Origin of the sequence: Galactobacillus timonensis, assembly GCF_900240265.1 — a bacterium.
GTDB classification, from domain to species: Bacteria; Bacillota_I; Bacilli_A; order Erysipelotrichales; family Erysipelotrichaceae; genus Bulleidia; species Bulleidia timonensis.
Genome location: NZ_LT964739.1, coordinates 1571915 through 1598548, shown reverse-complemented (window position 1 = coordinate 1598548; position 26634 = coordinate 1571915). Strand labels below are relative to the sequence as shown.

General features: G+C 51.3%; 21 protein-coding genes, 1 pseudogene and 1 other annotated feature. Of the genes and pseudogenes, 9 read left to right on the top strand and 13 right to left on the bottom strand.

Going from position 1 to position 26634, the window contains the following annotated elements; genetic code table 11:
* Positions 1-82 precede the first annotated feature (82 nt).
* Positions 83-1117, bottom strand: a pseudogene (locus tag C1714_RS07540) (branched-chain amino acid aminotransferase); the annotation flags it as partial.
* A gap of 194 nt (positions 1118-1311) precedes the next feature.
* Here C1714_RS07540 and C1714_RS07535 point away from each other — a divergent pair.
* Positions 1312-2403: a DUF2804 family protein gene (locus C1714_RS07535; protein ID WP_102342605.1), complete on the top strand. Its 1092-nt coding sequence runs from the start codon at positions 1312-1314 to the stop codon at positions 2401-2403.
* Between the two features lie 6 nt (positions 2404-2409).
* Here the strand turns inward: C1714_RS07535 and C1714_RS07530 are convergent, their stop codons facing one another.
* The gene (locus C1714_RS07530) at positions 2410-3168 is read right to left on the bottom strand and encodes an alpha/beta hydrolase (protein ID WP_102342604.1); all 759 of its coding nucleotides are present in this window, start codon (positions 3166-3168) and stop codon (positions 2410-2412) included.
* Positions 3169-3298: 130 nt separating this feature from the next.
* Positions 3299-3507: a binding site (T-box leader), on the top strand.
* 135 nt (positions 3508-3642) lie between these two features.
* Between C1714_RS07530 and C1714_RS07525 the strand changes: the two genes are divergently transcribed.
* From C1714_RS07525 to scfB, 6 genes are all read left to right on the top strand, one after another.
* A complete protein-coding gene (locus tag C1714_RS07525) occupies positions 3643-4461 on the top strand; it encodes a transporter substrate-binding domain-containing protein (RefSeq protein WP_245305078.1) in 819 nt (272 codons plus the stop codon).
* A gap of 14 nt (positions 4462-4475) precedes the next feature.
* Positions 4476-5147, top strand: a complete 672-nt coding sequence (locus C1714_RS07520) for an amino acid ABC transporter permease (RefSeq protein WP_102342603.1) — start codon at positions 4476-4478, stop codon at positions 5145-5147.
* Complete coding sequence (locus C1714_RS07515; RefSeq protein ID WP_102342602.1) at positions 5140-5877, top strand: amino acid ABC transporter ATP-binding protein; 738 nt, start codon at positions 5140-5142, stop codon at positions 5875-5877. Before C1714_RS07520 ends, C1714_RS07515 begins: the two co-directional genes overlap by 8 nt.
* Before the next feature lie 113 nt (positions 5878-5990).
* Positions 5991-7097 carry an aminotransferase class I/II-fold pyridoxal phosphate-dependent enzyme gene (locus tag C1714_RS07510; protein ID WP_102342601.1) on the top strand — a complete coding sequence of 369 codons (1107 nt, stop codon included), beginning with the start codon at positions 5991-5993 and terminating at the stop codon, positions 7095-7097.
* Positions 7098-7174: 77 nt separating this feature from the next.
* Positions 7175-7324 carry a six-cysteine ranthipeptide SCIFF gene (gene scfA / locus C1714_RS07505; protein WP_102342600.1) on the top strand — a complete coding sequence of 50 codons (150 nt, stop codon included), beginning with the start codon at positions 7175-7177 and terminating at the stop codon, positions 7322-7324.
* Between the two features lie 30 nt (positions 7325-7354).
* Positions 7355-8863, top strand: a complete 1509-nt coding sequence (gene scfB, locus C1714_RS07500; protein ID WP_245305077.1) for a thioether cross-link-forming SCIFF peptide maturase — start codon at positions 7355-7357, stop codon at positions 8861-8863.
* 193 nt (positions 8864-9056) lie between these two features.
* On the opposite strand, the gene C1714_RS07495 is transcribed toward scfB, so the two are convergent.
* From C1714_RS07495 to C1714_RS07475, 7 genes are all read right to left on the bottom strand, one after another.
* A complete protein-coding gene (locus C1714_RS07495; RefSeq protein ID WP_102341520.1) occupies positions 9057-10670 on the bottom strand; it encodes a transposase in 1614 nt (537 codons plus the stop codon).
* A gap of 124 nt (positions 10671-10794) precedes the next feature.
* The gene (locus C1714_RS07490; RefSeq protein WP_102342599.1) at positions 10795-12234 is read right to left on the bottom strand and encodes an aminotransferase class I/II-fold pyridoxal phosphate-dependent enzyme; all 1440 of its coding nucleotides are present in this window, start codon (positions 12232-12234) and stop codon (positions 10795-10797) included.
* 2 nt (positions 12235-12236) lie between these two features.
* Positions 12237-12818: a GNAT family N-acetyltransferase gene (locus C1714_RS07485; RefSeq protein ID WP_102342598.1), complete on the bottom strand. Its 582-nt coding sequence runs from the start codon at positions 12816-12818 to the stop codon at positions 12237-12239.
* Positions 12819-13187: 369 nt separating this feature from the next.
* The gene (locus tag C1714_RS14250; RefSeq protein WP_210115272.1) at positions 13188-13412 is read right to left on the bottom strand and encodes an ATP-binding cassette domain-containing protein; all 225 of its coding nucleotides are present in this window, start codon (positions 13410-13412) and stop codon (positions 13188-13190) included.
* Positions 13409-13648, bottom strand: a complete 240-nt coding sequence (locus tag C1714_RS14670; RefSeq protein ID WP_210115271.1) for an ATP-binding cassette domain-containing protein — start codon at positions 13646-13648, stop codon at positions 13409-13411. The genes C1714_RS14250 and C1714_RS14670 overlap by 4 nt, the downstream gene beginning before the upstream one ends.
* A complete protein-coding gene (locus C1714_RS14240; protein ID WP_210115270.1) occupies positions 13572-13964 on the bottom strand; it encodes an ATP-binding cassette domain-containing protein in 393 nt (130 codons plus the stop codon). The genes C1714_RS14670 and C1714_RS14240 overlap by 77 nt, the downstream gene beginning before the upstream one ends.
* Positions 13965-14082: 118 nt before the next feature.
* The gene (locus tag C1714_RS07475) at positions 14083-15783 is read right to left on the bottom strand and encodes a phosphoenolpyruvate carboxykinase (ATP) (protein ID WP_102342597.1); all 1701 of its coding nucleotides are present in this window, start codon (positions 15781-15783) and stop codon (positions 14083-14085) included.
* Between the two features lie 231 nt (positions 15784-16014).
* Between C1714_RS07475 and C1714_RS07470 the strand changes: the two genes are divergently transcribed.
* Complete coding sequence (locus C1714_RS07470) at positions 16015-18528, top strand: ribonucleoside-diphosphate reductase subunit alpha (RefSeq protein WP_102342596.1); 2514 nt, start codon at positions 16015-16017, stop codon at positions 18526-18528.
* 11 nt (positions 18529-18539) lie between these two features.
* Positions 18540-19595: a ribonucleotide-diphosphate reductase subunit beta gene (locus C1714_RS07465; RefSeq protein WP_102342595.1), complete on the top strand. Its 1056-nt coding sequence runs from the start codon at positions 18540-18542 to the stop codon at positions 19593-19595.
* A gap of 100 nt (positions 19596-19695) precedes the next feature.
* Here the strand turns inward: C1714_RS07465 and C1714_RS07460 are convergent, their stop codons facing one another.
* The 4 genes from C1714_RS07460 to C1714_RS07445 all read right to left on the bottom strand — a co-directional run bounded on the left by C1714_RS07460 (position 19696) and on the right by C1714_RS07445 (position 26632).
* Complete coding sequence (locus C1714_RS07460; RefSeq protein WP_102342594.1) at positions 19696-20748, bottom strand: glycoside hydrolase family 5 protein; 1053 nt, start codon at positions 20746-20748, stop codon at positions 19696-19698.
* 77 nt (positions 20749-20825) lie between these two features.
* Positions 20826-21266 (bottom strand): DUF1893 domain-containing protein, encoded by a 441-nt coding sequence (locus C1714_RS07455; protein WP_167849976.1) that lies wholly within the window; start codon positions 21264-21266, stop codon positions 20826-20828.
* Complete coding sequence (locus C1714_RS07450; RefSeq protein ID WP_167849975.1) at positions 21238-22566, bottom strand: TIGR02679 domain-containing protein; 1329 nt, start codon at positions 22564-22566, stop codon at positions 21238-21240. The genes C1714_RS07455 and C1714_RS07450 overlap by 29 nt, the downstream gene beginning before the upstream one ends.
* Entirely contained in the window at positions 22553-26632 is a 4080-nt protein-coding gene (locus C1714_RS07445; protein WP_102342591.1) for a TIGR02680 family protein, read from the bottom strand. The genes C1714_RS07450 and C1714_RS07445 overlap by 14 nt, the downstream gene beginning before the upstream one ends.
* Between the last annotated feature and the right edge of the window lie 2 nt (positions 26633-26634).

Sequence of the window (26634 nt, the reverse complement as noted above, 5' to 3'; positions counted from 1 at the left end):
AAACATCGACCTCTTTGACCCCGCCGTTGTACGCATGATCAATGGTCGCTGAAGGTGCAAAAAAATATATATGTTGTTTTGTTCAGGCAATCTGGAAAATCCAGCCCTTGGGAGCTTCGATCTCTCCCATCTGAATACCAAGCAGTGTCTCTCTCAGCTTCTTCATCACCGGTCCGATTTCTTCCATCCCGGAAGGGAAATCGATGATCGTACCATGATCATTGATCTCTCCGATCGGTGAGATGACGGCTGCCGTTCCGCACAGGCCGCATTCCTTGAACTTATGTTCCTTGACTTCTTCCCAGTACACCGGCCGCTCATCGACCTTCATGTTCAGATAATGTTCTGCAACATAGACCAGTGAACGTCTCGTGATGGAAGGAAGAATCGTGTCCGACTTCGGGACGACAAGCGTATTGTCACCATCGACGAAAAGAATGTTGGCGCCGCCGGTTTCTTCAACCTTGGTACGGGTCGCCGCATCGAGGTAGATGTTTTCGGCAAATCCCTCCTGATGCGCCGTCACGATCGCATGCATGCTCATGGCGTAGTTCAGGCCGGCCTTGATATGGCCCGTCCCACGGGGAGCTGCGCGGTCGAAATCACTGACTTTGACGACAATCGGCTTGACGCCGCCCTTGAAGTAAGGGCCGACCGGAGTCCCGAAGATGCGGAACTGATAATCCTTTGCCGGCGCAACGCCGATGACCGGGCTGATGCCGAACATATACGGACGCAGATACAGGGTCGCTCCTGTTCCATACGGAGGTACCCAGGCGGCATTGGCGCTGACGACTTCCCTGACGCCTTCCACGAACCTGTCCTTCGGATACGGCGGCATCTCCATGCGCAGTGCACTGTTGTACATCCGCTCGGCATTGAGGTCCGGCCGGAAGCACACAATATGATCATCTCTGGTTGTATAAGCCTTCAGTCCCTCGAATACAGATTGCGAGTACTGCAGAACCCCTGCACACTCACTCATCGTAATCATCGGATCGCTGCTGAGCCTGCCTTCCGTCCAGGCGCCGTTGACATAATCCGCAACATAGCGCTGATCAATCGGCTGATAACTGAAGCTCAGATTTTTCCAGTCAATATTCTTCTTTTCCATGTCTGTTTCTCCCTGCTTTTTCCATTATATTGAACCCCGCCTGACTTCTTTCACTTTCTGTCCCTCAGGCTGAAACAGTTTCCACTTTTTCCTGCCTATTCTTACATTTCTTACATTCGATGCGTTTCCCGTCATTTGACGCCTTCGATCTCAACGTCCTATACTGAGGCAGGAAAGAATCAGGAAAGGAAATCATAATGAATAACTACAGCCGTTTTATCGACCCCTGCCGGCGCAGTGTACCCGTCTCAAAAGAGCTCGTAGACGCTGACGGCAATTGCGTCTTTGGAACCTTCGATCGCGAATTCGAATCCATGGACCTTCTCCGTGCCAGAAAGCCGACCCGTGCCCCGCAGATTCTCAACCGTTACAGGCTGACCCTCTGGGAAGCGACCGAAATCAGTCTCAAGGAAGGCGTCCTGCTGGCCGTCGTCTGTGACATGGGTTTTTTCGGCAAAACGCTGAACATTTTCTTCGACAGGCGTACGAAAAAAGTAACGACCTGGGATACAAACCTTGCCAGCCGGGATACGCACATCGCCCCCAATCTTCTGCATGGCAGTATCACGGAAGCCGAAACAAAGACAAGCCATATACGCTATGAGAATTCTTTCGAAAATGGAGCATGCCACCTCAGTGGACACCATACCGGAAGTAATTCATCATCCAGCGATACAATCTCCTACGATTTTCATCTCACCCGTATTTCCAGACCAAGCGTCGTCAGTATTCCCTTCGGCCCCAATCGTCCGCTGTACAGCCAGAAAGATTTTTTCCATGCCGAAGGAAAACTTGTTCTGAATGGCGAAACAATATTCTCGAACGAAGATACTACCGCCGTCGTCGACGATCATCGCGGCTATTATCCCCGCCGCATGCACTACGACTGGGTAACGACCATGGGCACCAATGTACACAATGGCAGAAAACAGTTCCTCGCCCTGAATCTGACCCGCAACCAGTCCATGGATCAGGATAAATACAATGAAAACCTGATCTGGAAAGAGGGCGAAACCAGCCTTCTGCCGCCCGTCACATTCCAGCGCCGGCCTCAGTCCAAAGATTTTCGCGGCCAAAGTGTCTGGCTCATCAACGATGAACACGATATGGTTCGTATCCGCTTCCTTGTTCAGGGCATCAGCCCCATGGTCCTGCATGCCGGAATCATCTCAATCGACTACTACGTAACATTCGGTGAGTTAAGCGGCTATGTCCGCGACGAAGACGGGACCATGTACATCCTCGATGGAATGATGGGAATGGGCGAAGACAAAACGATGCTGTTCTAGCCGGCTTCAGTGCAAAGAAAGAAATGCTGCAACGGCTTCCGCGGTTTCTTCCTGCTGCCGGGCGGCAGAAATATCCGCTATCCCGTCCCCCTTCTGAATACCATAATTGCCAAACTGCGCATGGTTTCCGCCGTCAATCACAACTTCGGTTGTATCCTGCGGACGATACTGCGGGTTCTTCGCAAGCATACCGGTATGACCATCATTGGAGCCATAGATGTTAAGCAGCGAAAAACCATCCGCATGCAGATCCTTTGTCGGATAGCCGGCAAGCATGATCAGGCCATCATACGCATCGAGATGTTCTGAGACATACTGTGCCGCCATCGCCGCACCAAGCGAGTGGCCGGCCATAAACCATGAAGAATACGTACCGTAAGCCGACCGGATGCGATCGGCTTTATTGATGCCGAAGAACGCCATGTGCAGCGGCATGTCAAGAAGAAATACATCCGCACGTTCTTCCGCAATCCTGTGCATCAAGGGTGCATAGGCTGAGGTTTCCACCTTCGCGCCGGGATAGAAGATGATCGCTGTATCCTTCGTAGGTCCGTCAAAAAGCCAGCCGCCTTCCGGAATCTCTGTTACCTGCACCGTATCATCGCTTTCAAGTGCCGCAAGTGCCGTGTCATCGGCGTGATAGTACGAGCCGAAATAGAAACAACCCCAAAGAAACAGGGCCAGCACAAGGAATAGAACAAGCCGTTTCCGTTTCCGTCCCTTTCCTTTATTCTTTTTTACTGCTGCGGCGCCGTTTTCTGTCATCTCTGTATCCTCATTTATTCATCATTGTAGTCCGAAAATTTTCTTCGATCTTTTCATATTATTTTTCAACTTTTTCAGAAAACTATTGTAATTTTGATTGACACCCCGCCTCCCATGGGATACTTTAATGACAAGTTCAACGAACAGAAGAGTATCTGCCATCGCCCACCAGCGAGCCGGAACAGAGTGGAAGTCCGGCGGCACCGGTGGCAGAGAAGCGCATCTGGGAGAAGTTCTTCTGAAAAAAAGTAAGAAGAAACGTTGCCGGCGTTAACGGATTGAGGTGGTCAGCCAACGGCTGGCAAACAGAGTGGTACCGCGATCAAAGTCGTCTCTGCAAAAGAGACGGCTTTTTCTGTTATTGAGGCGAATGGAGGTGATGCGATGCAGAACGAAAGCGAAAACGACCGACGAACTGATACTGGCATTATCCATTCAAAGCACAAACACACAAACAAAGAGAGGAAAGAAAAAATGAACACGAAAATCTGGAAATCAATCATGACAGCCGGCATGGCACTGAGCCTGGCGGCCTGCGGATCCAGCAGCGCTGCCGCATCCGCATCTACCACATCAAACGCCGCTTCTTCCGCAGCTGCTTCGACGGCAGCCGCAGCTGTAGGCGATGGACAGACGATTCTCATCGGCATCTCGCCGGATTATCCGCCGTTTGATGATCTGACCACAGACGGCCAGCTGACCGGCTTCGACTATGACATGGGCGAATGGATCTTCAACTGGCTCAACGAAAACGGCTACAACTACAAACATGAATGGAAACAGATGAGCTTCGACACCATCATCTCCTCAATTCAGGCCGATCAGATTGACCTGGGCATCTCGGGCTTCACCTATGCCGAAGACCGGAAGGTACTCTTCTCCGATCCCTACTATGAATCGGCACAGGTTGCTTTGGTTCCGGATGACAGCCCCCTCACTTCTACCGATGAACTTGCGGGAAAGACGCTTGGCTGCCAGCTCGGTTCCACGGGCCAGACGGTTGCTGAGGAAGTTTCGCCGGACAATACCACGGCTGTTAAAGATATGGGCGTTGCCATCGAAACACTGAAGGCAGGCGGCTATGACGCTGTCATCCTCGATATCTCCGTTGCCAAGAACTATGTCGCTGCCGGCGGCTTCAAAATGCTCGACGGTAAGCTGCTTGATGAATCGTGCCACATTATTGCCAAGGAAGGCAACACGGAACTTATGGATGCCGTCAACAAGGCCCTTGCCGCATTCCTGGACAGCGACGACTACAATAGTCTGAAAGAACAGTACGGCATCGAATAAAACAGGAGCAGCGGATGGCAGATATCTTTACCTCTGAAAATCTCATCTTTCTAATCAAGGGAGCAGGCATAAGCCTGCTTTTAGCCTTGGGAGCTGTAGCCATCGGATGCGTCATCGGCATCCTGCTGGCAGCAGCCAAGCTGTCGCATTCCAAAATTCTCCATGTTATTGCCAACATCTATGTCGAGCTGTTCCGCGGCACCCCGATGCTGCTGCAGATCCTGTTCTTCTTCCTCGGCATTCCGGTTCTCTATCAGCGCATCACCGGCAGCCGGATGACTGCCAACCCGTACATCGTCGGTCTCCTCTCCCTTTCCTTCAACTCCGGCGCCTACCAGACGGAACTGATCCGCTCCGGCATCCAGGGCGTCGACAAAGGTCAGTGGGAAGCGTGCGCCACCCTTGGCATCGGATACAAGACGATGATGAAGGAAATCATCCTTCCGCAGGCGTTCCGTCATATCATTCCGCCGATGGTCTCTGAGTTCATTACGCTGACCAAGGACAGTTCGCTGATTTCCAACATCGGCGCACTGGAACTGCTGTATCGTTCGCAGATCCTCGGCGCCCGGTATTATGACTATCTGGATCCGCTGATTCTTGCCGGTATTCTGTATCTCATCATGACGGTCATTACCTCGTATTTTTCAAAGAAGCTGGAAAGGAAGCTGGCCCAAAGTGACTAAGATCAAAGTTGAACACCTGAACAAAACCTTCGGAGCACTGAAGGCACTCAAGGACGTCAGCCTGGAAATTGAAGACGGCGACATTGTCTGCCTCATCGGTCCTTCGGGATCCGGAAAAAGCACCCTCTGCCGGTGCATCCACGGCCTGGAGACCCCGGACAGCGGCAGTATCTATCTCGATGACGTTCTGATGGACCCGGGCAATAAGGCAGCCTACGCCGCCCAGCGCAAGAAGATGGGCTTCGTCTTTCAGCACTTCAATCTCTTTGCAAACAAGACCGTACTGGAAAACTGCGTGCTTGCACCGATGACGGTTCTTGGCAAGAGCGAACAGGAAGCCAAAGAGATCGCCATGGAATATCTCAGGAAGGTCGGCATGGAAGCCAAGGCTGATTCCTATCCTTCCAAGCTGTCCGGCGGCCAGCAGCAGCGTGCAGCAATTGCCCGTGCCCTGTGCATGAATCCCGAAGTGATGCTGTTTGATGAACCGACGTCGGCCCTCGATCCGGAAATGATCAAAGAGGTGCTGGAAGTCATGCGTGACCTTGGCAATCAGGGGATGACGATGCTCGTCGTCACCCATGAAATGGGATTTGCGCGCAAGGTCGGCAATAAGGTCATCTTCCTTGATAACGGCGAAATCGTGGAGCAGAACACTTCGGAAGCCTTCTTCTCCAATCCCCGTACCGATCGGGCCAAGGATTTCCTCTCCAAGGTTCTCTACGACTGAAACAGGCAATCCGGTGGCCGCAATTGCGGCCGCTTTTCATGCACGGATGCACTGCGCACCGTTCCATCAGCAGTGAAATGACAGATAAGGTATAGTAAAAACGGAAACAGACTATGAAACTGCCCCCATTCAAAACCGAACAGTGGATGAACATCTACGAAAATGATGCCGTCTACAATCTGACGGACACCTGCGTCAGCCCTCTCACCTTCCGGCAGCTGACGGCCATGGATCCTGGCGATCGCCTCCATGACCTGAAGCTCGACTATGGCGTCATCCCGGGTAACGAGGCTCTTCGCAAATGTATTTTGAGCCTGTATCAGACCGGTACCATCGATGACATTACGCTCGCGGATGGCTGCCTGCATGCCAATGAACTGATCATGAACACCCTGCTGGAGTCAGGCGATCAGGTGCTTACTTTTTCACCCGGTTATCAGCAGTTTTCTGATGTTCCAAGATCCCTCGGCTGTGAAGTGACGGAAATCAAGCTTCATGAAGAGACCGGCTGGCAGCCGGAGTTGGAAGATATTTCCGCAGCATTTGCCAGTCACCGTTTCCGGCTCGTAATCCTCAACATGCCGAACAATCCTACCGGCTCAATGCTCAATGAAACGATCCTGCAGGCCCTGCTGCAATATGCAGAACGCTGCGGCAGCTACATCCTCTGTGACGAGGTGTACCGGGATCCACAGTTTCCCAGTATTGCCGATCTCTATCCGCTCGGCATCTCTACTTCTTCGCTTTCCAAATTATTCTCACTGGCCGGCCTGCGCCTGGGATGGATCAAGGGGCCGAGGAAGCTGATCGACAAGATCAACGAACGCCGCGACTATTCCATGATATCAACAGGACCATTGCGGGACACGCTGGCTCTGATTGCGCTTGAAAACAAGGATCAGCTGCTTTGCCGCAGCCGCAGCCGCATTAAAGAGGACCAGGCCGTCATTGAGCAGTGGCTGAAAACGGATCCCCGCATGTCGATTCAAATGCCGGTTTCCGGAACCGTCGGCTTTCTGAAGTACGATGCCCCGATCAACAGTGAAGATCTTGCCCGCGATCTATTGCGGGATACAGGTGTCTTCTTTGTGCCGGGAAGCTGCTTTGATTGCGATTACCATCTGCGTCTCACCTTTACGGCAGAACCCGAAACGCTGCGCCGCGGCCTGCAGCTGCTGAGCGGATATCTGATTGCCATGAGTCATCCTTGTCAAACTTGACAAGGCGCGTTTCGACGCATACCATACGAGTAAGGTTTCGAAAGAAAGATACTGTCATAGACGAGGAGGAAAGCAGAATGAAGCACATTGTGACATTGGATACACGCAGCATGAAGGACAGTGCAGCAAACGGCGGATGCGGCGAGTGCCAGACTTCCTGCCAGAGCGCCTGCAAGACGAGCTGCGGTATTGCGAATCAGAGCTGCGAAAACAAGCAGGCCAAGTAAGCATCGCTGCTCATAAGTAACACAGAACGAATGACCGGAGCGCTGATTCATCAGCTCTCCGGTTCTTTCATGGAAGGGGAACCTATGATTCATCAGTACAAAATGAACGGATACAACATCGTCCTGGACACCTACAGTGCCAGCGTACACGTCACTGACGATGTGACATATGATGCGATCACTCTGCTTGATCAGGGCTGCACGAAAGAAGAAGCCTCTGCCCGGCTGAAGAAGAACTATGCCGCAAAAGGCATCTCAGACAGCGACATCGACGATGTTTTCAGTGACATTCAGGAGCTCATTGATGCGGGAAAACTGTTCACCAGCGACACCTTTGCGGATCTTGCGCCGAAGCTCAAGAATCAGTCCAATGTCATCAAGGCCATGTGCCTGCTGGTTGCCCACACCTGCAACCTCAACTGCTCCTACTGCTTTGCGGCACAGGGCAAGTTCCATGGCAAAGCCGGTCTCATGGATTTTGAAACCGGAAAGCGGGCCATCGACTTTCTCATCGAGCACTCAGGAACGCGGCGCAATCTCGAGGTTGATTTCTTCGGCGGTGAGCCCCTGGTCAACTTCGACGTCTGCAAGCAGATTGTTGCCTATGCACGCAGTATCGAAAAGGAAAAGGGCAAGAATTTCCGCTTCACTCTGACCACCAACGGCGTCAACCTGAATGATGAAGTCATCGCATGGGCAAACAAAGAGTGCTATAACGTCGTCCTTTCCCTTGACGGCCGCAAGGAAGTCAATGACCGTTTCCGCGTCGATATCAATGGCAAAGGAAGCTACGACACGATCGTTCCAAACTTCCAGAAGCTGGTCAAGGCGCGCGGCAACAGGAACTATTACATGCGCGGAACGTTTACGCACTACAACACGGATTTCACCAAAGACCTGTTCCACATGGCCGATGACCTCGGCTTCACAGAGCTGTCCATGGAGCCGGTGGTCGCCGATCCTTCCAGTCCCAGCGCATTAACGGAAGAAGATCTTCCGAAGCTGTTTGAACAGTATGAAATTCTTGCCAGGGACATGGTCCGCCGGGAAGAGGAAGGTCATCCCATCACCTTCTATCACTACATGATCAACCTTGCCCACGGACCCTGCATCTACAAGCGCATTTCCGGCTGCGGCTCAGGAACAGAATATGTCGCTGTCACAGCCTGGGGCGATCTCTACCCCTGCCATCAGTTCGTTGGTGACGCTGCCTATAAGCTCGGCGACATTTACCACGGCATTACAAACACCGCCCTGCGCGATGAGTTCAAGTCCTGCAACGTCTACAGCCGTCCCGAGTGCAAAGACTGCTGGGCGAAGCTGTACTGCGCCGGCGGATGCGCGGCCAATGCCTACCATTCCACAGGTGACATTCACGGCACCTATGAATACGGCTGCAAGATCTTCCGCAAGCGGATTGAGTGCGCAATCATGATCCAGGTAGCTGCGGCAATGCGCGGCCAGACCTCTGCTTCAAAAAGCACGGATCCGTGCGATGAAGAATGCGAAAGCAGCTGCTCATCGCAAAATCAGCTCTGATGAAAAGGGACTGTAACAGTTTGAGCATATTTAGAATCTGCTCAGGCTGCTACGGCCCCTTTTCTTGCATGGTGAATGATAGTGCTCGAGCATTCATTCTCCGGCAATATGAAAAAGCGGCTGACGGTATCAAATCAGCACGCATTAAAAACATCTTTGTTAGTTCCATGAAAATTTCTTACTGTCTTTCGCTTTAGTTCATCAGTGAATTCTGCTCTGGCTTCTTCACAGTCAGACGCCAGTGGTGATATTTGCGGAGATTGTATCCCATGATTACCAGAAGAAATTCCATTTTTACGTTTTTCATTCCTCTTCTATGGAATCGGGTAAATCTCATGTCTTCCTTAATCACTCCGAAGGCACCTTCCGCCTGCTCGCTGCGCTTGGTTTTCAGTTCGATTCCTTTCTCTGAATCCAGCTGTTTTCTGGCTTCCGCTTTCAGCTCTTCACCCACAACATTCACGCTGTTCTGACGATATCCACGCTTGTTGTACTTCGGTATACATTTGTCTCTCAGTGGACAGCCTTCGCAATGTTTTGGCTCTGAATAATTCTGCAGAATGGTCAGATTTCCTGCCCGTGAAATTGAACTTCTGTCTCCGTCATAATGATCGAACTTTCTTCCATTCGGACAGATCCGATAGCCATCTTTATCAACACCCCAGTTGAATGTATTAAATGGGTGATTCTTCCTGAACATTCTGTCGTGTTCCTTGCCGTACATCGGGAACTTCTGAACCAGATTTATTCCATGCCGGATGTTATACAGATAATTGTCATAACCTCCATATCCGGCATCAGCCGTCGGATCCCTGGGATAATAACCGTATAAGCTGTGGAATCGCTCCATAAATGGTTCCCAGGTGACCGTATCTCCAGGCGTCTGATAGATATCGCTGTTTACAATGAATCCCTCTGAAACGGCGATCTGGCAGTTATAGCAGGGGCGTGTTACACCGGAACGGTTGTAATAATCCCATTTGGTAGCCATGAAGGTCGCATCATGATCCGTCTTTGAGCAGCTGTTCCTGTCACCAATGATAGAAAGCCAGGTCTCATAGCCGCTGAGCCGTATTGCGTAGCCAAGCAGAAGATCATACCGCTTCTGAATGTCTGACTTGCGCTTTCCTTTTCCGTACTGAATTTGAATGTTTTCATGAACCATGACATCCATCAGATACTGAACGATGAACCATATTTCCAAAGCAGAGTATCTCACTTTGGTTTCGTAATAGTACCCATAAGCGAGATTCAGTGAGGTGACCGCTTTGGTAATATCGCGGAAGAGATCTGCACGTGCATTCAGAATTCGTTTCTTATAAACAAAGGAATTCTTGTACGCATTCGCCTCGATCTTCGTGCCATCTACGAACTGAGTGTTCGGATCAATTCCAGTCTCGTTGATAATATCCAGGTTGAGATCCTTCATGAGGCTGTCAATGGATTCAGTGAGCTGATTCATCACACGCGAAAAGGCCATTTTACTGGGCATTTCCTGATTAGAGAGATAGATGAACCGGATATCGGTCCGACAGTGCTGGACGATATCTTCCAGGGAATAAATGCGATTCATGTAGGCAAAGAGAATGACTTTAACGAGCATACCTCTGTCATGACTGCGGGAGTTATTCGAACGGATTGGTTTCACATAACGGCTGAAGTTCACTCCTTTCACCGCACCGAGAAACGAATAAAGGGTGTCATCCTGAGGCACTTTGATAAAGAGATTAAGAGGCAGGGCCAGCTGAACAGCGTTATAATAAGTGCGCTGATCGGGTCCTTCGAAAACAAGATCAGCATTTTTCATACCTTAATTATACATGCAAGCATGTATTTAATCAACATGGATTTCAACTTTCTTGAACTTCTTTAACATCAGACCGCCGAAAAAGGAGCCATAACAGTCATTCAACTGTTACAGCCCCTTTTTTTCATTCATATTCTTGATTTTCGCGACAGACCAGAACATGATCATCTGCTGATTCACTGGTACGGATTCTGTAACCCTTCTGCATTGCTCTGCGGAAGAAATCCAGCTGCGCCGGTTCAATGACTTCCCCGGGAACGATCATCGGAATTCCCGGCGGATAAAGAAACACATATTCACCCGCAATCTTCCCTTCCGCTTCAAACAGGGGCAATGAAACATGATTGCTCTCCACGGCATCCTGAATATTCATGACCGCCGCAGGAAGACGTTGCATTGCGGCAGGATCATCCCTCTTTTCCTCGCCCTCTGAAATGCAGTCGTCGATTTCATGAAGAGCCTGGGCGAAGCGATGAATCTCGGCAGGATCATCGGCGGCACTGGTCATTGCCAGCACGTTGTTTCCCTCTGCCATTTCCAGTGTGAAACGGTACTGATCATGGAGAAGATGAAGAAGTTTCTCTCCGGACACCGGACTGTGAATCATGATTTTTCCCGGGTCATAGGAAAAGATGCAGCCGTCTCTTTGGTCTTTGCCGTCATGCCAAAGAATGGAAAGATTCGACAGTCCGCCGGCCTCACGGTCAAACTCCGCAAGCATGTTCATCCAGCGGGATGCGAATTCTCCGCCATGGTCATGCCATGCTTTTGTGCAGCCGTCCAGACTCATCAACAAAGGATAGGATGGCGACGATGTTTCAAAGATTCCAAGCTGCTGTTCAACCTTTTCTTGAGAGACAAGATTCCCGTTCAAATGTAGCCAGGCCGTCTGTGTTGCCGAGAACAGTGTCTTGTGCGGACTCTGGACGACAAGATCTGCCCCGCACTGAACTGCATTTTCAGGAAAGCTCCCAAAGCCAAGATGGGCACCATGTGCCTCATCCACAAAGACCGGAATATTCCTTTCGTGGGCTGCGGTGACAATACTGGCAATGTCACTGATCACGCCTTCATAGGTAGGACTGGTCAGAATAACGGCACGCGTATGCGGATACTTCTGCAGCGCATGTTCCACCGCTGCGGGCGACAGAGAGCCATAAATGCCATACTCCTCAATGTACGCAGGCATCACCCAGTGCACCTTCAGGCCGCGCAGCTGCAGCGCATGAAAGATAGAGCGGTGACAGTTGCGCCCGACGACTACTTCATCACCCTGACGGGTCATTGCCGCGATACCGGCCAGATTGCCGCACGTACTGCCATTGACAAGATACCAGGTCCGTTTGGCGCCATAGAGAGCAGCAGTCCGCTCCATCGCTTCTTTCAGGATCCCTTCCGCATGATGCAGATCATCCGTTTCTTCGACTTCCGTAAAATCAAGCGTACTGTCGATGGCTCCCGTTACTGAGACTCTGCGCTTATGTCCCGGCATATGCAGCGGCGTCTGCCCGCTTCTGCAGCAGGCGCGAAGCTGCTGCTCCAGATTTCCGTAATATTTTTCCATGCTCAGTCTTTGCGCACCTTTGAATAGGGACGAAGAGGAGCCGGGGATGATGGATGGTCCTGAATCATCTTCTCCATCCAAACCATGTCAATCCATGTTGAAAACTTGTAGCCGCAGCTGTGAAAGCGCCCGACCATCTGATAGCCAAGGTGGCGGTGGAAATCCATACTGTTGTTATCGAGGAACGGAAGAATCATTCCTTCAGGAGGAACGCCGATGCAGGCATTGACATTGCACACACCCATTTTCTTCAGAATGCTCTCCAGGGCAGAATACAGCATCTTTCCCAGGCCCTGATGGCGGTAGGACGCATCAAGATAGATCGATGTTTCAACAGCATAATCATAGGCCTCACGTTCTTTGAATGGAGATACATAGGCATAGCCGCCGATCTTCCCGTCGCGTTCTATGACAAGATACGGATAACGTTCCAGCGTATGTTCCATGCGGCTGCGAAACTCCTCAACCGAAGGTACCGTATATTCAAACGTAATTGCCGTATGCTCAACATACGGACGATAAATGGCAAGACATGCTTCCGCATCGTTCTCAGGATCCACGGTACGAATCTTCCACCCGCTCATAACGATCCTCCCTCTGTATTTGCTTACTATGATAGCGCATGCCTGCCTGTCGAAAGGAATTGAAAATGCCGAAGCCCATGGCAGACATGGAAACTCCGGCATTCCGTTGAATCATCAGTGATTGTAAACCATCCGGTCAAACCGCTTCAGGGCAACCGCTCCCATACCAACAATCCATACTGCAATTCCAGCAACCGTCAGCAGCGCGGTGCAAGCTGCTTCCAGTTATAGAAGATACTGCCAAGGAAGACAACCGGCAGCATCCCGACGCGGAATACGAATTCCCATTTATCCCGCCATTAAACGAGCAGATCTCTCTTTACCATTGCTCAGAAGGCAATCCGTGTCAGTTTCTTTTCATCCATATTCTTACTCCTCCCCATTTGCACTCATGCAATCATCGACCCCATCCCTGTTTGTCAAAACCAGGAACACATCATTCAGTGAATCTGTATGCGGCTTTCCTTCAAGTTCCTTCACCGTTCCAAGGGCAGGCATCTCGCCCTTCTTCATGATCGCAACATGCGAGCAGAAGTTTTCAACCTCTTCCATGTAATGGGTCGTAAGGAAGATTGTCGTTCCTTCCCTGCTCATCTTGAGCACCTGATCCCAGAGAATATTGCGGTAGTTGGGATCCAGTCCCGTCGTCGGCTATCGAGGAAAAGAATCTCCGGATTATGGAGCATCGCCCGCGCAATTTTGAGACGCTGCACCATACATCCGGAATAGTTCTTCACATAGTCATTGCGGCGATCATAGAGGCCGAACCTCTTCAGAAGTTCCTCGGAACGCTTTGCAATCGTCTTGGGATCTGCCGAAGCAGCGGCCATGGAAATACAGGTTCTCTTCCGCTGTCAGGTTGCGCCCCGGGTTGTTATTCTGAGCAACAACGCCAATCCTGCGCCAGATTGCGGCCGCATCCCCGGTCAGATCCTTTCCATCGATCAGATTCTGTTCACCGCTAAGCAGAAGCTGCGTCATCACCATATTGATCGTGGTCGACTTGCCTGCCCCTTTGGCCCCAAGGAAACCGAAGATCTCTCCCCGCTCAACATGAAACGAAATTTCCTTTACGGCATCCACTGTCCCGTTTTTACCGTGATACTGTTTCTTCAGATCTTTTACTTCAAGTATGTTCTCTGTCATCGCGCCCTTCATATACCTCAATGGGGTATTGTATAAGATAAATATAAAATTCTTTCATACCTTATAAAAACCGGGATCGAACGATCCCGGCCTGATGTATTTTCTGTTTCTGATGAACCTATGACTCCTTGACAAACTCCAGCAGTTCTTCGGCTGCCTTTTCAATGCCGTGATTTCCCTTATCCGGAAGACCGAGGCACGTATATACTTCGCCCAGCGGAATATGTTCCTCGATCAGCTTCTCGAACATGCGATCGATCAATACGCTGCACTCTTCCTGACGCTGCATCGGCCCGAACGGGTTGGCAAAGAACGTGGACGACAATCCCTTCTCCTGCGTCGTGCCCAGCGCATTGCGCTTGCCTTCCACAAATGTCTTCTTCGCCTCTGCTGCACTGTCAAACACGTGCATTCCCCGCTTGTCATCATAGTTGTTCGCATAGAAGAGACAGTCCACCGGATGTTCCTTGACGACAGTCTTATACAGCGCAGCCGGCATCACAACCCGGGCGTTCTTCTTGTCCGGATTGAAGAAGATCGAACGGTCCAGTTCCTTATAAGCTGTTGCCTGATCCAGATCATCCAGCCGCACGAAGGCACCGATCTCCGTACCTTCCGCAACCAGCTTCCCTTCCTCATTGATATGAATGCTGCCCATATCATCGAATACCGTCTCCTGATGATCGATCAGATCCGAAGCGATATTGCTCAAGGCTTCCAGCGTCTCCGACTTGCCTGCACCTGAATCACCCATGAACATCAGACTCTTCTTCCGCCCGTCCTTCAGATAAAGATTTACCATCGAGCCATGAATCGGCAGCCAGCCGTGCTCCATCATGACCAGGTTGTTCAGCGTCAGAATCGACTTCTTCGCATAACCGAAATAATCAATCTCCGGCGACGCGGACGTCTTGCCGACCCAGATTCCGTTTTCCTGATCCTTCCAGAACACCGTATCCTTCGTCCCATCGGGATTGCCGAACAGAAGAATCGCATCCGGCTTTCGATGACAATCCTCTTCCCTTGCCAGCTGAAATAAACCGGAGGCGGCGACGCAGGAGCTCATATAGTCCTGATAGAAATAGGTATAGATCAGCGACTCTCCCGCCCATGCCGGATAGCATACCCAGTCCTTCGGATCACCGGCAAAATCCTCAATCGGATTATGATCATGATCCTTGAACACATTGGTCCGCTTATTGGACTTTGTTTCAATCATCAGCGGCGTACGGACCATGATCGTATGCACAAAGGCAATATCACGCAGTTTCGCATACGCCTGCGAACAGTCCCAGTCATAGTTCTTCAGTAACAAAGACGCATTGGTGCCAGCCTGAAGCTGACGGTACATATTGTCCGCAACACCTGTGATATTGCGCTCCAGCGTACGGAACAGTTCCCTGGCAATCGCATTGATCTGCGTATCCACATTCATAAACGCATTGGTCTGATAGCTGTCCGAATTCTGCGAATAGAAAATGGAATACCGCTGCAGGCTGCGCCACCACCGGTAAATATCGCTTACCACTTCCAGAAACTGGTCCGGAAACTGGACATAGCGCATATTGGCCCGGTCCATATTCATAAACATCAGCAGCTTGATCGAATTCTTCAAATCTTCACGTACCTGAATCCGCGTCCGACCGCCCGCATACAAAAAATCGTGCAGATCCCGGCGCGACGTCTCCAGATGATTCAGATACTGGTCCAGAAATGTATTGAAAAATTCCGAGTTCACCAGCTGAGCCGATGTCTCAATGAATTCTGCCGAATAATCAAGAATCACTTCGTTGTCATGAAAATAGCAGCTCCCCTTCATGTCTTCTCCTCTCTGTTTTCCTTAATATTTATGACCGAAGGTCATTTTTCAAGACCCTATGTTATTTTTTCGCAACAGTTTCAAAATTCTGTCCAGAGTCCGCCCGGTCTGTCATATTCTTCATCTTCTCTTTTTTCCCTGCCTCGTTCACCTGGCTTTCTCTTTCTTCGGTCATCTCGATTGACCACTGTAATCGTCTTCAAGTATTGTTCTACTAATGGAGAATTTTCTATGGAGCGAGTAATCAAACGAAACGGAAGTGAAACGGCCTATGAGCCGCAGAAGATCAAAGCAGCAGTTCAAAAAGCTTTCAGCGAAGTACAGCAGCCATGGGACGAACAGATCGGCGAGCGCATCGTTGCGTCTGTCGAGGCCGAATTCAAAGACCAGCCGTCCGCTGCCGTCGAGGATATTCAGAATGTCGTCGAAAAAAGCCTGATGAAGGAAGGCTGCTACGACGTCGCCAAAGCCTATATTCTCTACCGTCAGCAGCGTACCCGCGCAAGAAATGCCCGCCGAACGCTCTGTAATCTTCTGCAGGATCCCGCTCTGGAGCCGTTGCTGGAAGAGATGCAGAAGGAGCTTGGCAGCTGCGATCTGGAGCGGCTGATCCTGAAGTTTCAGTCGATGGACAAAGAAGCACTGTCAACTTCCGCACGCATGGATGTGCTGATCCGCAGCGCCGAAGAGCTTACGACCAAAGAAGAGCCTGCATGGGAAAAGGCTGCAGGGCGCCTGCTCTCCTATCAATTCCACAAACAGTTGAAACAGGAAGAAGAAAATCGCGGCATTCACAGCTTCTATGACAAGCTTGTCTGGCTCACGCAGGAAGGCTACTACGGATCCTATATTCTGGAAAACTATTCCTCTGCCGACATCGAAGCACTGGCAGAGAATATCGATGACAGCCGGGATAAACTGTTCACCTGGGCAGGACTTGACCTGCTGTTGTCACGCTATGTGATTCATACCCGCTCCCATGTTGCGATGGAATCGCCGCAGGAACTCTTCATGGGCGTCGCCATGCACCTGGGAATGAAGGAAAAAGAAAACAGACTGGCCATCGTCCGCCGCTTCTATGACATGCTCAGTCTGCATAAGGTCACGATGGCAACACCGACCCTGGCCAACGCCCGCAAGCCCTATCATCAGCTCAGCAGCTGCTTCATCGACACCGTTCCCGATTCTCTGGACGGCATCTACACTTCGATTTCTAATTTTGCAGAAGTATCCAAATTCGGCGGTGGCATGGGGATGTACCTTGGCAAGGTCCGTGCCCGCGGCAGCAGCATCCGCGGCTTTGAGGGTGCCGCCGGCGGCGTGATCCGCTGGATCCGTGTCATCAACGACACAGCCGTTGCCGTCGACCAGCTTGGTGTCCGTCAGGGCGCTGCCGCTGTCTATCTGGATGCGTGGCATATGGATCTGCCTGAATTCCTGCAGCTGCGTACCAACAACGGCGATGACCGGATGAAGGCGCATGACCTGTTCCCGGCCGTCTGCTATCCGGACCTGTTCTGGCGTATGGCAAAGGAAAACCTGAACCAGAACTGGTATCTTCTGGATCCCCATGAAGTATTGATCAAAAAAGGATATGCCCTGGAAGACAGCTGGGGAAAAGAATGGGAAGAAAAGTACTTTGACTGTGTCCGCGACAGCCGCATCCGCAAGCGTACCGTACCACTCAAAGAAATCGTGCGCCTGATTCTGCGCTCAGCGGTTGAAACCGGAACCCCGTTTGCCTTCTTCCGCGACGCCGTAAATGCGGCCAACCCCAATAAGCATGCGGGCATGATCTACTGCTCCAATCTCTGCACGGAGATCGCCCAGAACATGAGTGAAACAGACTTCGTTTCACAGACTATTCAGAACCGGGACGGCGACGATGTGATCGTCACGGTCCGCAAGCCGGGAAACTATGTCGTGTGCAACCTTGCCTCGCTATGCCTTGGCAATATCAACGTCGATGATCAAAACGAACTGGAGTCTGTTACACGCGACGCGGTACGGGCGCTGGACAACGTTATTGATCTCAACTTCTACCCCGTCCCTGCGGCCGAGAAAACCAATCATACCTATCGTTCCATCGGTCTGGGGGTGTCCGGCTACCATCACATGCTTGCAAAGCACCATGTGAAATGGGAATCGGAAGAACATCTGCAGCTGGCGGACAGAGTATTTGAAGACATTTCCTACGCCGCTGTGAAGGCTTCCAGTGAACTAGCCAGAGAGCGCGGCAGCTATTCCCTCTTCCATGGTTCGGAATGGGAAAGCGGCATGTTCTTTGAGCGCAGAAACTACACGGACGTGCGCTGGCAGAAGCTGAGGGATGACGTTCGCACCTACGGCATGCGCAATGCTTACGTCATCGCCGATGCGCCAACCAGCTCCACTTCCATTCTGGTCGGAACAACGGCCGGCCTGGATCCGGTCATGAACCGCTATTATCTGGAAGAAAAGAAGGGGGCAATTCTCCCCCGCGTAGCACCGGATCTTTCCCCTGCCACCTGGTGGTATTACAAGAATGCCCATTCCATTGACCAGACCTGGTCCGTGAAGGCTGCGGCGGTCCGTCAGCGCCACATCGATCAGGCGCAGAGCTTCAATCTATGGATCACCAACGAATACAAGATGAGCCAGCTGCTGAATCTGTACATTCTTGCGGACGAGCTTGGCGTCAAGACAATCTACTATGTACGTTCGCGGTCACTGGATCCGGACGAATGTGAAAGCTGCTCAGCATAAGGGAGGAAGATATGGAAGAATCAATCCGCAGAAAGCCGCTATTCAACCCGGAGGGAGACACCGATGTCCGCGATAGGAGGCTGCTCAACTTCAACACAACCAACATCAATGACTTCAACAATCTGAAGTACCCGTGGGTCTCGAACTGGTATCGCAACGCGATGAACAACTTCTGGATTCCGGAGGAAATCAATCTTGACCAGGACAAGTCCGACTATCCGAATCTTCTGCCTGCGGAGCGCACAGCCTATGACAAGATTCTGAGCTTTCTCGTCTATCTGGATTCGCTGCAGTCCGCCAATCTTCCCAACATCAGCCAGTACGTGACGGCCAATGAAATCAACCTGTGTCTGTCCATTCAGACATTCCAGGAGTGCATCCACAGCCAGTCCTACAGCTACATGCTGGATACGATCTGTTCGCCGCTGGAGCGCGACAGCATTCTCTATCAGTGGAAGGAAGATCCTCATCTGCTGAAGCGCAACACCTTCATCGGCAATCTGTACAACGAATTCGTCCAGAATCAGGACAAGCGTTCCTTCCTGCGGGTCTGTGTAGCAAACTTCATTCTGGAAGGCATCTACTTTTATTCCGGCTTCATGTTCTTCTACAACCTCGGCAGAAACGGCAAGATGCCCGGTTCCGTGCAGGAAATCCGGTACATCAACCGCGACGAAAACACACATCTGTGGCTGTTCAGAGAAATCCTGCAGATTCTGCAGGAAGAAGAACCGGAGCTCTTCACGGAAGAAAACCGCAAGATGATCTATGCCATGATCGATGAAGGCGTTCGTCAGGAAATCGAATGGGGCACCTACGTCATCGATGACAAGATCCCCGGCCTCAATCAGTCCATGGTGGAAGACTACATCCATTACCTTGGCAATATCCGTCTGAAATCCATCGGCTTTGATCCCCTTTATCCGGGACTGGAGCAGGAACCCGAATCGATGCGCTGGGTATCCCAGTATGCCGACGCCAACCAGGTCAAGACTGACTTCTTCGAAGCACGCAGCTCCGCCTATGCCAAGAGCAGTGCGATTGAAGATGATCTCGATACGCTGTAAAACAGCACAGAAGAAACGGAAACCGGAGAAAACGGAAAAAGATAAAAATACCGCAGATCAAATGCCACAGCATTGGTCGGCGGTATTTTCATTTGGATTCTCAGATGATTCGAATAAATTCATCACGGATTTCTTTAAACCGCTCATCCTGAAAGCCGAAATCCTTTTCTTTATAGTTCCAGAGAGCGTGACCGATATTATATTTTTGAAACGCCGAATGAATATCCTTCAGCCAGCGCAGTTTATCCGGATTTGCGGCCAGATCAATCACACCGTATTCACCGCAATACAAAGGTACATTGTCTTCCTTTGCCTTTGCGACAGCCGGCGCAAAAATATCATCAAAGAAGCCGTCACCAATCTCATGGATCCCTTCTTTATAAATTGCGCCCTTCAGATCCGCCTTCAAATGCCCTGCTTCTTCCTTGTATTCCGCCAGTGTCCGCGGGTAGCCAATCCGGAAATCCGTCGGCATCCCCTCCATCCAGTACGCTCCCTGATGCGTAAAAATCATCGGCTCATAACAATGGAAATTGTAAACAACATGGTCATCCAGCGGCAGATCCAGGAGCGGAACACTCAGCACATTGTTATAGCGAACGCCGCCGACAACAATCCAGCTTTCCGGAACGATTCTGCGCATCCGGAGGATATACTGAGAAGCCACCTGATTCCATGCGTCGGCAACCTCTTCCAGAACAACTTCATTCAACGGCTCAAACGCGACCTGCTCCGGCCAGGAGGCGAAGCGGCGTGCAATCTCATCCCACAGATGGAAGAAACGCTCCTGCAGCGTCGTATCATAAAAGAACTTTTTCCGGTCCATTCCTTTTTTCAGCGGATCAAAGGAATAACCGTAACATTCATGCAGATCAATGAGCATATGAAGACCATATGTCTCACACCAGCGCCGGCAGTTTTCCAGATGTTGGAATCCTGCCTCCCGGGCAGTTCCTTCTTCATCTTCCAGAACGTTATAATCCACCGGCACCCGCACATGGTCAAAGCCAAGCGACGCAATTTCCTCAATGTCCTTTTCGGTAATGAATGTCGCAAAATGATGCTCATCAAACCGGTCAAACTGCGAAATCCATCCGCCCAGATTGACGCCTCTCTGAAATCCTTCCATGATCCGCAAGCACTGTTCAGCCATACAATATTATCTCCAGTCCTGTATTGCTTATTTCCGATATAGAAAGTATAGCATCCTGCGGATGACAGGGAACCGCTTCAATGTCCCTGGCGCATCTTCATGATCGCAGCCTTCAGCAGCTCAGGTGCTTTGGAAACATCCTCCATCCTGGCTACAGCAGCCTCCATCGGACAGATTCCCGTCCGGCTGCGGTTCATAATCTGCTGTACAAGAGTGCCACAGGAGCTCGCGATTCCGTGTTCCTCGAGCATCGCTTGTCCCGCTATACTCATGGTTTCCCCGTAAACCGAAGTGACACCAAGCAGCACATACAGGGAAGCTGCCGCCCTGCCCACGACTTTATCTGCAGCCGCAAAACCCTTCAGATCCGCCTGCTGATCCAACAGTTCCAAAAGCGGCCGAACACCCTGTGTATGCCGTTCGATGATCTGATCGTTATGAACAAGTACGCAGCAGGCATCATCTTCTTCCAGCCGCTGTTTTGCCCGCTCAAGATCCATAAGTTCCATGCCTGTCATCGCTGCTTTCCTCCGCATCCTGGCCGGTCAGTTCACCAATATCCGCAAGCATCAGCGGAATCAGCTTCTCCTGATATCCCGCCAGACGATCCCTTTCTAGACATCGCGCCGCTTCCTGCAGCTGCGGTGTCACAACATGTTCCAGTTCTTTCAATCGCGCCTGCGATAATTCCTGGCTGGATTTACACTGCTCATAATCCTGCCCCGTCATACGCCACGGTTGAATCCAATCCGGATGTCTCTGGCACAAACGATCCGCCATCCCGATTCCCTCCGGATCGAGATCCGATGAATACAGCATTTTCACATGTGCTTTTGCCAGCATGTCAATCACCAGCAGCGATGCCGTTTTCATCTGTCCCGACGTACAGATCATGGAAGCCTCCGGATAATGCATGCACAGTTCGGAATAAACCATCTGATTTTCAAGGATGAAAACCGGAACATGCACCGGCCGGATCGCCAGAATATTCTGCAGCTGCGAAAGCGAAACAAGATAATATTCCCGACATGCCAGATGTCCCTCATAGGCCGGATGAAGACCCTCCGCCCCGTACATATGCATCCCCTGAACTACCGTAAAGCTTGAAATCGCATCCGGCCGGATCTGGCTGCGCACGTAGAGATCAAGAACTTCCTCCCCGCTCAGACTGCCGCTTTCATGTTCCTTCGCCTGCAGCGCCTTCAGGAACAGACAGCCGGTTCCCGTTCGCTGATCCAGACCGTGCGGATTGCCCGTCACTTCCATTGCCAGTACGGAAAGACGCACAGGCAGCCTGCCGTGCTCCAGATAATTCAATGCCCTGGCGCATGCCAGAACTGCCGCATCCGCATCCGCTTCCGTAGAAAACGTTCCGCCTTTCAGCAGCTGACGATACTGCCGCAGCGTAATAGACGCCACCCATTTCCGCGGCCACCCTTCACCGGCAATCGGTTTCGCCTGCTTACGCAGCGCTTCCAGCCGTGTCTCCAGCCTCTCTTCTTCCGCCGCCGCATCCTGCCGCTTTGACTTCAGATCTTCATCAAAATAGGCGCACAGCACATCATACAGATCAATGGCCCCAAACTTTGTATCCGAAAGCGTACGGGAGAAATCCGCGAGAGAAAATTTAACGGGGCCATCGGAAAAATCGCGGCTGAAGTAGCGGCCAAGCGCCTCCCGTTCCACATCTGTCGGATCCGTAATACAGACATTACCGCCGCAGCGCCCGTAGGAGCGCCACTTGTTGTGCATCTGCTGAAACGCCCGTTCAAACCCCGGACTGCTGCGGAAATAGTCTGCCGCCTCATTCGCTTTCATCCAGCACACGTTCCTTTCCATTCCAGTGATAGAAAATCACCGTGATGAAGTCCGCATTCTCCGGCCGCAGAAGTTCTGCGATCCGAAGCGCCCGCACCGATTCATAGCAGCCCCACAGCGCCTGAGAATTCATGATGTAGTCAAAATCAAGATCACCAACCAGCCGGAACATACTGTTGATATTCTTCTCATCAACGCCGGCAAACGCTTCATCCAGCGCAATCAGACGCGGATGATCCTTCTTCTGTGCTTTCAGATACTGCGCATTCACCGCTGCAAACAAAGGAACGTACATCGCCATTCCTTTTTCACCGCCAGAGAACGTATTGAAAGCACGATCCGTCAATTCCTTCATCGTTTCATTTGTGCGCTGGTAGTACATCCGGAATTCAAACCAGTCCCGATAGTCCAGTGCCTCCTGAACCATCTGCTGGTAATTCAAAATCTGCCCATCATCCAGTGCCTTCTGCCGCCGCGCCTGAATGTCTTTACGGAAATGTTCCGCAACCTTACGCTTATCATCCAGACTCAACAGGGCTGTATCCCGGCCAAGGATCCGCTCCAGCTCATCCGTCGAAAGCTGGCCTTCTCCTTCCGCCGCTTTCGGAACCCAGTGCAAAGAGAAATTCAGTCCCATCGACGAATCCATATCCCGCATCAGCTTCGACATATCGCTGATCCAGCGCCTGCTTTCGGAAATCCGCATCATCAGCTTCCGGCACAGTGTATCGCTCAGGATATTTTCAAACAGCTTCCGGTCCTCTTCCTGAATGAGCTGCTCCGTCGCCTCGATGTTCGACTGAATCTCCTGATCAAAGGCAATCAGATCAATCCTCTGCGCCCCGGCAGCCGCCCGGATCACAGAACGCCTGCGCAGTAGATCCGGCCGCTGCGACTCATCCAGGATGCTGTCCATCTGGATATTTGTTTCATACATCTGCACACTGTGCTTCTGGAACACATTATTCAGCCGGCCGACCGCTTCGCTCACTTCCCGTGCCCGCTCCGTCTGAGGAACAGAGTTCATCACTTCTTCCGCAAGCTTCAAAACCGCCGGATCTTCCATCTGCGAGCAGTCTTGCACATAGTTTAGACGCATCTCTTCCAGATAATAGGCGCTGGCCATGTCCCGCTTTGTCTCAGCGGCCTGCACCTGTTCCATCCGCTGCGAAAGCTGCTCCTTGTTCTGGACCACACGTTCCTGCAGCTTTCCAACTTCACCCAGCAGCTGCTCCTTCTGCTTTTTGTCCGCATCACACTGCCTGCGAATCGAATCAATTTCCGAAACAAGCTTCTGATTCTCCGGCAGGTTCAGAATCTGATTGATCGCATCGATTCTTGCCCGGATCCGCTGAATTTCACCATCCAGCTGACGCAGTTCCAGCTCCAGGTGCGCCTTCTCTTCTTCCTTATCTTCCTGCTGTGCCTGCCTTGAGGCATACTGCTCATTCAGCCGCAGCTGATCCATGTACGCATCACTCAATTTCTGCGCATTGTCCTGATAAGAGCCAAGCATCGCAGCCGCATCCCGATACCCTTCCACCGAATGAGCATACGGATAAGGCCGCATCAAAAGATCCGCCTCATGCCGCAGATTCAGTGCCGTCTCCTTCTTATGATTCCGCAGAATCTCCGCCTGCTGACATGCCTGACGTACATTTGATTCTTTCTCTTCCAGCAGGCGCAGCCGGTCCAGACTGCCATGAAGCGCACTATCGGCAGGCAGGTGTGCCATTTCATCCTGCAGAATAGAGCTTCGCTCGTCCAGTTTCTGTTTCTGCTCAAGAAGCTGCTGCAGAACGCAGTCAGCTTCCTGAATTTCATTTTTCTTTTCCTCTACTTTGCGTGCATGTGTGCGGCGGCGCATTTCCGCACCGATCAAATGCACCTCATCCCCATCGTTGGGATGAACCCATCCGCATAACAGACCGTTTTGAAAGTAACCGTCCGGGCGCAGAATGAACTGTCCATCCTCTTCGCCAATGCAGTTCAGAATATTTTTAACCGACTCCCGCAAAGCATCGGACATCGAACTTCTCGATACCGTAAACAATCCGGCGTTCCTTGCCTTCAGACCCGGCCTCAAAAAGAGATCCGGATACTGCCGCAGGACCGGTTCTGCTTTTTTCTCATCTTCCTTTGAAAGGATCAGCGCATCCAGCATACCGGCCGCTGCCAGCTGCTGTTCCAGAATCACCATGCGCTTTTCACTAAGACTAGAAAACTCTACAGCCTCATATAGCGGAATTGTCTCAACGCCCGCTTTAGCCAGCTCTCTGCGGCAGGCAATAGCCTGCGCATTGCGCTCTGGTACTGCCTCTTTTTCCATCTCCAGCAGGCGCAGCTCTTCCTTTAACTGCTTCAGAGTTTCCTTCTGGCGCGCAATTTCATCGTCTTTCCGGCTCTGCAGAATGCTCAGCCGTGAAAGATTTTCCTGTCCGATCGCATTCACCTGCTGCGTATATGAATAGGCATTTTCCAGACGGTACTCCCGGATCAGGGCACTGACCTTCTGCAGATGTACGTCCGTAATCTGTATTTCTTTGCAGGAAGCGGCAGCCTGATACCATTGGCTGATAAGCTCTTCCCGCAGATCCTCTGCAGCAGACTGCTGCGTTTCAATCTCTTTCGTGCATGCGTCAAGGTTTTTCCGGCAGACCTCCAGGGCCTCTTCCGCAGCGTCCGCCTCCTGTACAGCCTTTTCAACTGCTTCCAGCTTCTGTGTAATTGCATCGATAGCCTTTGACAGATCACGCAGTTTCTGATTGAGCATCCGGATCCGTGTTTTGCCGTCTTCATTTTCCTGATCCAGTGCTGTCCGGTACTGATTGTGTTCCGGGAAGCGAAGATCCCTGTTCAGATCCCCCATTTCCGCATACAGTTTGTTCAGCTGCCGCCGGTTATAGATGCTTTCCTCTTCTTTTGCATGCAGATCAACATCGATTTCCCGGATGGCGCCGACCAGCTTTTCAATCCGTGCCTTCTTTTCCGATGCCTGTGCCAGCTTTGTCGTCTGATCTTTTTCCAGAATTGCGCGCTGAGAGACCTGATCCTCCAGACCGCTGTTGTGGAACAGAAGTTCCTGATCCTCCAGCTTCTGAATCTCCAGTTCCAGCGTACGCAGCTGTTCCGTATTTTCCTGTAACAGACCCTCGCTTTCCTGCATTTCTTTCTGCAGGTTCTGCTGGCGCAGCACCTGGTCTGTAAACTCCTTAGTGCTCTGCCAGCAGGCTTCTGCTTTGCGGGCCGCAACCCACCGATTGTAGCGTTCATACTCATCAAGGATCGCGCGCAAATGTGTTTTTGTATTCTTCAGCTGCTCCAGACGTGTTTCAATTTCATCCATCTTCTCCATAGCGTTTACCATCGGAGAAGTATCTTCATTGCTTAAGGTCTGCAGAGAATCATTTAGTATTTCATATACTTTGGACGGTTTGAATTCCTTTGACAGCTTTGGTGCCCGGACTTTGATCAGCAGACGGATAAACTGTTCAAACTGCTCCATACGTTCAAAGCCGAACAGATACTTGTTGACGGCAGCCTTATAGTCTCCCTGCGATTCGGTGAAAAAATTGTTGTTCCCGATGAGGTCGCGGCACTCCAGTTTGGTCAAAGGGCGAAACGCATCATTACTGATCCGCCGGCACAGGGAACAATCCTTGCCGATCCGGCGGCCATCCATCAGCACAAAACCCCAAAAGCCTAATGTGGAGGCTCCCTTCTTTGCCCGCTGGCCGATACCGATGGTTCGATACTCCTTTGTCTCTTCTTTGACGAATTCCAGGTATAAATATCCCGTCTCATCTTCTCTGCCATCATGCCCGTCGCCAAGGAAGTAATACTCCATCCGCCGCGCATCCGATCCAAACGGATCAAGACGGCTCGGCGTACGGTCACCATCCAGAATAAAAGGAATAAAACTCTGCGTCGTGATGGATTTTCCCGATCCGTTTTGTCCCCGCAGAAGAATATGCCCATGATCAAGCGGAAACTCCTGATTCTTATAGAGCCAGAAGTTAACGAAGCCCATACGGTTCATCTTCCACCGGTTATCCTTGTGTTCCATTC

Excerpts from the sequence above, each read along its gene's own strand:
- C1714_RS07520 (WP_102342603.1), top strand. The coding sequence starts at position 4,476 with ATGGCAGATATCTTTACCTCTGAAAATCTCATCTTTCTAATCAAGGGA.
- C1714_RS07445 (WP_102342591.1), bottom strand. The coding sequence starts at position 26,632 with ATGGAACACAAGGATAACCGGTGGAAGATGAACCGTATGGGCTTCGTT.
- C1714_RS07495 (WP_102341520.1), bottom strand. The coding sequence starts at position 10,670 with ATGAAAAATGCTGATCTTGTTTTCGAAGGACCCGATCAGCGCACTTAT.
- C1714_RS14240 (WP_210115270.1), bottom strand. The coding sequence starts at position 13,964 with ATGACAGAGAACATACTTGAAGTAAAAGATCTGAAGAAACAGTATCAC.
- C1714_RS07525 (WP_245305078.1), top strand. The coding sequence starts at position 3,643 with ATGAACACGAAAATCTGGAAATCAATCATGACAGCCGGCATGGCACTG.
- C1714_RS14670 (WP_210115271.1), bottom strand. The coding sequence starts at position 13,648 with ATGGCCGCTGCTTCGGCAGATCCCAAGACGATTGCAAAGCGTTCCGAG.
- C1714_RS07490 (WP_102342599.1), bottom strand. The coding sequence starts at position 12,234 with ATGGAAAAATATTACGGAAATCTGGAGCAGCAGCTTCGCGCCTGCTGC.
- C1714_RS07450 (WP_167849975.1), bottom strand. The coding sequence starts at position 22,566 with ATGAAAGCGAATGAGGCGGCAGACTATTTCCGCAGCAGTCCGGGGTTT.
- C1714_RS07465 (WP_102342595.1), top strand. The coding sequence starts at position 18,540 with ATGGAAGAATCAATCCGCAGAAAGCCGCTATTCAACCCGGAGGGAGAC.
- scfB (WP_245305077.1), top strand. The coding sequence starts at position 7,355 with ATGACCGGAGCGCTGATTCATCAGCTCTCCGGTTCTTTCATGGAAGGG.
- C1714_RS07470 (WP_102342596.1), top strand. The coding sequence starts at position 16,015 with ATGGAGCGAGTAATCAAACGAAACGGAAGTGAAACGGCCTATGAGCCG.
- C1714_RS07535 (WP_102342605.1), top strand. The coding sequence starts at position 1,312 with ATGAATAACTACAGCCGTTTTATCGACCCCTGCCGGCGCAGTGTACCC.
- C1714_RS07530 (WP_102342604.1), bottom strand. The coding sequence starts at position 3,168 with ATGACAGAAAACGGCGCCGCAGCAGTAAAAAAGAATAAAGGAAAGGGA.
- C1714_RS07485 (WP_102342598.1), bottom strand. The coding sequence starts at position 12,818 with ATGAGCGGGTGGAAGATTCGTACCGTGGATCCTGAGAACGATGCGGAA.
- C1714_RS14250 (WP_210115272.1), bottom strand. The coding sequence starts at position 13,412 with ATGAGCAGGGAAGGAACGACAATCTTCCTTACGACCCATTACATGGAA.
- C1714_RS07475 (WP_102342597.1), bottom strand. The coding sequence starts at position 15,783 with ATGAAGGGGAGCTGCTATTTTCATGACAACGAAGTGATTCTTGATTAT.
- scfA (WP_102342600.1), top strand. The coding sequence starts at position 7,175 with ATGAAGCACATTGTGACATTGGATACACGCAGCATGAAGGACAGTGCA.
- C1714_RS07460 (WP_102342594.1), bottom strand. The coding sequence starts at position 20,748 with ATGGCTGAACAGTGCTTGCGGATCATGGAAGGATTTCAGAGAGGCGTC.
- C1714_RS07455 (WP_167849976.1), bottom strand. The coding sequence starts at position 21,266 with ATGACAGGCATGGAACTTATGGATCTTGAGCGGGCAAAACAGCGGCTG.
- C1714_RS07510 (WP_102342601.1), top strand. The coding sequence starts at position 5,991 with ATGAAACTGCCCCCATTCAAAACCGAACAGTGGATGAACATCTACGAA.